Source organism: Synechococcus sp. R6-10 (genome assembly GCF_047461815.1).
Taxonomy (GTDB): domain Bacteria; phylum Cyanobacteriota; class Cyanobacteriia; order Thermostichales; family Thermostichaceae; genus Thermostichus.
Window position 1 is genome coordinate 1 of the sequence record NZ_JANSHW010000158.1, and the last position, 5,639, is coordinate 5,639.

Sequence of the window (5,639 nt, forward strand, 5' to 3'; positions counted from 1 at the left end):
TAATCCGTACTGAACATATTATACATTATTTTCAGTATAGTTGAGCTTATTATTGACTAGAGTCATGCTCCTATCAGGGATCCCTGTGGGCAGCCAGAATGGCCTGAGCAGCCAGGTGGCCGGAGAGGGTGGCCCCTTCCATGCTGTCGATGTAGTCTTGGGCGGTGTAGCTGCCGGCAAAAAAGAAGTTGGGTACTGGGGTCTTTTGCTGTGGGCGGTAGGGATCCATGCCCGGCGCTTCTCGATAGAGGGAGTGGGCCAGTTTCACCACGCTGTACCAGGTCATGTTCAGTTGCCGGGATGAGGGAAACAGCTCGTGGACTTGGTGCAACACGTGCTGGGCAATTTGCTCGTTGGGCATGGAAATGAAGGGATCCCCCGGCGTGAGCACGCATTGTAATAGAGATCCCTGGCCCGGCTTGTAGTAGTCGGCGGGGCTGGTGAGGGCCAGATCGGCAAAGCAGGAAAAATCGGCATCGGCGGTGTAGAGGAGATTGTCGATACCCAGAGCCTCTGGGTGTTGGCTGGCTCGTTTGGCCTGGCCTTGGGGGTTCAGCTCCGTCACCCAGCCATCGAAGCGCAACTGCACCGTGGCCACCGGTACGGATTCCAGCTTGTAGAGGTTGTCGAACTGAGGCCACTGCCGCCACACTTCCGGGATCAGCCGCTTGGCCCCTTCCACCGCCGCTGCGCACACGTACACATCTGCCTCCACCCGCTCTCCATTGGCCAAGAGCAAGCCGGTCACCGCGTAGGGAGGAGAGTCGTTCACTTCAATGCGGCTGACCCCTCTGCGGGTGTGGATCTGGCCCCCACGGGCTTGGATGTAGCGGACGATAGGCTGAGTGAGATAGGTGTCCGGGGATCCCTTGAGGAAATTGAGCTTGGAGGCCTCTGTTTTGCTGGCAAACATCTGAAAGATCGTCAGCATACAGCGGGCAGAAATCTGCTCTGTATCGATAAAGCCCAAGGCATAGGCAATCGGGTTCCACATCCGCTTCAGGCTACCTTCGGATCCCCCATGCCGCCGAAACCAATCGGCAAAGCTCATCCGATCCAAGGCGCGAATTTGCCGCATTGCCCCTTCATAGTCCAGCAAGCCGCGAATCAAAGGGCTGGTGCCCAGCGCCAAGGCGTTGCGCAGCTTGTCCGCCCAAGAGAGCTGCTCGGTGGTGAAAAAAGCTTTGAGGCCGTTGAAAGGCGCCCCCAGGGGAAAGCGAAAATCCAGACTGGCCGTTTGCCCACCTCGGTTGACAAAGGTGTGGGTGTGTTGCTTGGGCAGCAGGTTCTCGTAGGCCCCCACCTTTTTCATCAGGGCAAACAAATTGCTGTAGTTGCAGAAAAAAACGTGCAGCCCCATCTCGATGTGGTTGCCATCGGCATCCTGCCAGGATCCCACCTTGCCGCCGACAAAAGGCCGCGCCTCGTAGAGCTGCACCTCGTGTCCTGCTTCAACCAAATCGACTGCCGTCACCAACCCGGCCAATCCGGCCCCAATAATGGCTACCCGCATAGCAATACCCTCAAACAGGCGCTGCCCGGGATCCCGCCCAGACTTTGCGCAACTGCAAAGAAAGATGAACTTCTCTCATTCTGGAACAAAATGCGCCAGGGATCCCTGACTTGACAAACCACCGCAAAACTTGCCATCATAAATTTCCCGACGCGGATGTAGCTCAGTGGTAGAGCTTCTCGTTGCCAACGAGACGGTCGCGCGTTCGAATCGCGTCATCCGCTTGCTTAGGCTTGTGAACCCATTCAAGAGGGGAATGAGATCCCTGCAAGGGAGAGGGCCGTGACGGTAGTCCCAAGGAGCTCCCCCTTTCCTCTCTCCCCAAAGGAGTCAGCCCTCACTCCCAGCTCTTCTCCCTCTGGAAGACGGGAGAGTAGGGGTCTCGGTTTGATTGGGCTGATTTGGGAATGGTTTGATTTGGGGAGCGTAGAAGGTCTCCAGGCTGTCACGGTCGCCCACAAAGCGCCAGTGCCAGGGTTCGTAATTCACCCCCTGAGGGTTGTTTCTGGGGAAAGACAGCTCAAAGCCAAAGCGGGCCGCGTTGCTCTGCAGCCACTGGAAGGCCGGGGTGGTCTCAAAGGCTTCTTGAGTATCCCACTGCGGAAACCCGGCATCCCCAAGGTCGATGGCATAGCCAGTGTGGTGCTCGCTGTAGCCAGGGGGAGCACTGACCGCAGCTCGTTCCTCGGGTCGCAAGGCTCGGGATTGAGCCAATTGAAAAAACAAGAATTCCTGATCCGCAATGGAGCGAAACCCGGAAATGGGGACAAGGCGGATCCCGGCAGCTTGAGCTGCTTCGCTCATGCGAAGGTAACTTTCGGCAGCCGCCTGGCGCAGGCGCACCTCTCGACCACGGTAGCTGCCCACCACCCGCAAGCTGTCTGCAGGGGCTTCGGAATAGGCATAGTGCCCCAACAGAGAAGGTCGCCCATTCTGCACAGTTGGCTGCGGCAGAGAGGGCTGACCGGCTTCCTCCAGAACTTGGGGATCCGCCGCCTGCTGGGATCCCGGTAACTTCTCTATCCCCCAACCCGCCAGGAGCACTAGCCCAACCAGCACCAGGCCCAAGACTAGACGGGACCTCAGGGCAGGCACCGAACTTTGCGCTTTTTTCGCCGGAGTGGACTGGCGACGGGCGACCGGAATGTCGTCGTTCATGCGCAAAGGCCGGGATCTAGCGAGGAGTACTGAAAAGAGGCAGCGTTTCTACAAACCCAAATCCGCCAAAATATCGCGGGCATGGGTTTCGGTATTGATGTTCTGGTAGACCTTGGCAATTTTGCCCTCGCCATCAATGACGTAGGTCACCCGCTTGGCATAGCCGCCCCCATCCACATCGTAGGCGCGGGTAATCACCCCACTGCTATCCACCAGTAGGGGGAAAGGCAAGTTGTACTTTTCGGTGAACTTTTGGTGAGAAGCTTGGTCGTCCATGCTCACCCCCAGCACCACCACGTCCTTGCTTTGGTAGTCGGCGTAGGCGTCGCGGAATCCACAGGCTTCTTTGGTACAGCCGGGGGTGTCGTCTTTGGGGTAAAAATAGAGGACAACGGTTTTGCCGGCAAAATCAGCCAGCGAAACCTGGTTGCCTTGGGTGTCAGTGGTGTTGAACCCAGGAGCAGGGGTGCCAACAGCGAGAACCATAGGTGCGTGACCCAAAAAGTGTGATGAATAGGGCTGCCCTCAGCATTTTCTTCAGCCCTGCTTGTCTCTGTCAAGGCATTACCGCTCCAGCTTGGCATTGCAACTCAGCCACCAGCTCTTGAAGCTCCGCCGATAGATTGCCGGGCAGCCGTCGCCTCAGAATCTCTGCCAACGATCGGTAATACCACAGGGATCCCTCTTTTCCGGCGGAAAACCGCTGCCAGAGTTTATCCCCCAGTTGGCGAAAATCCCGCAAGATGCAGCGGGCGTTGTGCAGCTTGTCAGAGGCGGCCACCAACAAAACCGAGGCATTTGCCGTTTCCAGGTGCTTCAGGTAGGCGGTTTTGCGCTCTTTCCAGTTTTCTTTGGGCTCGCCTCGGGAGCCATCGCTTTCGGTATCCGTACATCCCAGGATGATCTGCAGCACCCGTTCTCCAAAGTGCTCCCGGATCTGTTGCTCAATCTGGGCCCGGGGCTCGCCTGTGTTGTGGGGGCCGTCCTCTAGGCTGTCGTGGAGCAGAGCGGCAATCGCTTCATCTTCATCCGCCCCATGCTCCAGGGCGATGGCTGCTACGGCCAACAGATGGCTGAGGTACGGGATCCCGGTTCCCTTGCGGGTTTGAGAAGCATGCCAGCGATGGGCATAGTGCATTGCCTGCACAAACCGCTGTGTGAGTTGCGTTGACATCTGGACTCTCCAATTGGGGTTAAGTTGACTGCTGGGGCAAGGTTGATCCAAGCGAGTCTCAGGCGTTGAGACTGCAAATCAGAAAATGGTTAGAGAAGATGAGCACTTCTGATCACTTCAAACAAGGTTAAGACGCTGTGCCGCCTACCCTCACCCCCAGCCCCTCTCCCTGCCTTGGGAGAGGGGAGTCAGGGATCGATGTAACTGTGCTGAGATGGCAAGGTTTAGCCGGTGGCCGGAGTCTGTTTTGCAGGCAGCGGCACCAGCGTTCCTGTTCCCTGCCAAGCGCACAAATCCACGAACTGGTCGGCTATCCGAATTAACGCCGGGTTCGTGTTCGGCCTGTAGGCGGCTACCTCCAGCCGGCAGCCTTGGCGGCGGATATGCTTGAGGGCCGGCACAAAATCTCCATCCCCACTCAGCAGCAGCACCGTCTCGTAGTGGGAGTGCATCGCCATCAAGTCCACGATCAGCTCCCCATCCAGATTGGCTTTGCGGCTGCCGTCGGCGTGGATCACCACCGGCTTGGTGACCACCCGATAGCCCTGTTTTCTCAACTCCCGCAGGAAACGACGCTGAGCTAGGTTGTGGCGATCTACCCCGCTGTAGACATGCACTTCCATCTCGGATCTGCCCTGGGCCAGCCAGCTGAGCAGACTGGGATAGTCGAGATGGGATCCCCACTGCTGGGCGCTGGCGTGGAGATTGGCCGCGTCGATGAACACCCCCAGGGCTTTGCGGGGAAAAGCAGGGTTCGGCTGGGATGCCACCAGCTGCTGCAGGTGTTGGAGTTGCGCCTGCACCAACTCCAGTTGCTCCAAAGTCACTTGGGGCTGGGATACCGGCAGAGCATTCAACCGCAGCTCCACGGCTTTTAACCGCTGCTGGATTTGCTGGATGGCCTGGGTGATGGGGGCCAGCTGTTGCCGCACGGACAGATGAGACGTGGGCCGAGCTTCGAGGGCGTCGATCCGCCCTTGTAATGTTTCCAGTTGGGCCGCCGTCTGCTGCTGCTGTACCCAGATGGGCTCCAAAACCTTTACTTTCTGCTCGAGCTCTTGAATGGCTTCAGCCGGGGAAGCCAAGGTCTGCTGCAGAAGGGACGGTTCAGCAGTGAGCCGAGCGTCCAGCACCTCGAAACGCGCTTGCAGGGTCTCCAGTTGGGTTGCCGTCTGTTGCTGCTGTGTCCAGGTCTGTTCCAGAACTTGGCCAAGCTGTTCTTCGCGGCGGCGGATGGCAGGGTAGGCTGCTGCCAAAGGTAAGAGCCCCCAGATCACTTGGCGGGTCACCAGGGCCGTCACCCCCAGGGCCAGGGATCCCGTCCACAGCCAGGTTAAGGGGAAGGCAGAAGCCCTATTCATACTCATAGTCAGCTCTCCTCAGTTTGGGTTATCGATCTGCTCGGTTGCCAGGATTTCACCTCACTCACATGGGCCACCTCAGGGATCCCTCTCGAAGATCGAGATGCCCAGAACTCCCAGAGGCATCGAAGAGGAGCAATTCAGCAACTGCAGTATGCCTGCTATTGGAAGGGGAATCTTCCAATCGCTGGACAAGCGTATTTCCCTTGTTGAGCAAACGGATCAGATATCGAGTCAGTTATCGAAAGCAGGCTCAAACTTGTTCCTCTTGACCGACAGGCCCCGTGGCCCGCTCAACCTGGATTCAACGTCCAAGCTATTGGCTGACGGTATGGGCCGTAAAACCATTGAACGGAGCAGGGTCAGCTAGAAATCGCAGGAGCCCCGCACTGTACCCGTAGGGTCAGTGTCGGGAGGAATGCGGAAGTTACGA

At 57.9% G+C, this 5,639-nt stretch carries 5 protein-coding genes and 1 tRNA gene; 1 reads left to right on the plus strand and 5 read right to left on the minus strand.

Annotated elements, in window-relative coordinates; genetic code table 11:
• Positions 1-73: 73 nt before the first annotated feature.
• A complete protein-coding gene (zds, locus tag NW837_RS05155; protein ID WP_414329608.1) occupies positions 74-1,513 on the minus strand; it encodes a 9,9'-di-cis-zeta-carotene desaturase in 1,440 nt (479 codons plus the stop codon).
• Positions 1,514-1,665: 152 nt separating this feature from the next.
• Here zds and NW837_RS05160 point away from each other — a divergent pair.
• A tRNA-Gly gene (locus NW837_RS05160) sits at positions 1,666-1,737 on the plus strand.
• Positions 1,738-1,843: 106 nt separating this feature from the next.
• On the opposite strand, the gene NW837_RS05165 is transcribed toward NW837_RS05160, so the two are convergent.
• The 4 genes from NW837_RS05165 to NW837_RS05180 all read right to left on the minus strand — a co-directional run bounded on the left by NW837_RS05165 (position 1,844) and on the right by NW837_RS05180 (position 5,206).
• Positions 1,844-2,671: a D-alanyl-D-alanine carboxypeptidase family protein gene (locus NW837_RS05165; protein ID WP_414329610.1), complete on the minus strand. Its 828-nt coding sequence runs from the start codon at positions 2,669-2,671 to the stop codon at positions 1,844-1,846.
• Between the two features lie 48 nt (positions 2,672-2,719).
• Positions 2,720-3,157, minus strand: coding sequence for a peroxiredoxin (locus NW837_RS05170; RefSeq protein ID WP_011432689.1), 438 nt, complete (start codon positions 3,155-3,157; stop codon positions 2,720-2,722).
• A 70-nt stretch (positions 3,158-3,227) separates the two neighbouring features.
• Positions 3,228-3,845 (minus strand): HD domain-containing protein, encoded by a 618-nt coding sequence (locus NW837_RS05175; protein WP_414329611.1) that lies wholly within the window; start codon positions 3,843-3,845, stop codon positions 3,228-3,230.
• Between the two features lie 224 nt (positions 3,846-4,069).
• The gene (locus NW837_RS05180) at positions 4,070-5,206 is read right to left on the minus strand and encodes an NYN domain-containing protein (RefSeq protein ID WP_414329613.1); all 1,137 of its coding nucleotides are present in this window, start codon (positions 5,204-5,206) and stop codon (positions 4,070-4,072) included.
• Positions 5,207-5,639: the final 433 nt, after the last annotated feature.

Bases quoted from the DNA above. Each gene is read 5' to 3' on its own strand.
- NW837_RS05175 (WP_414329611.1), bottom strand. From the start codon at position 3,845: ATGTCAACGCAACTCACACAGCGGTTTGTGCAGGCAATGCACTATGCC.
- NW837_RS05180 (WP_414329613.1), bottom strand. From the start codon at position 5,206: ATGAATAGGGCTTCTGCCTTCCCCTTAACCTGGCTGTGGACGGGATCC.
- NW837_RS05170 (WP_011432689.1), bottom strand. From the start codon at position 3,157: ATGGTTCTCGCTGTTGGCACCCCTGCTCCTGGGTTCAACACCACTGAC.
- NW837_RS05165 (WP_414329610.1), bottom strand. From the start codon at position 2,671: ATGAACGACGACATTCCGGTCGCCCGTCGCCAGTCCACTCCGGCGAAA.
- zds (WP_414329608.1), bottom strand. From the start codon at position 1,513: ATGCGGGTAGCCATTATTGGGGCCGGATTGGCCGGGTTGGTGACGGCA.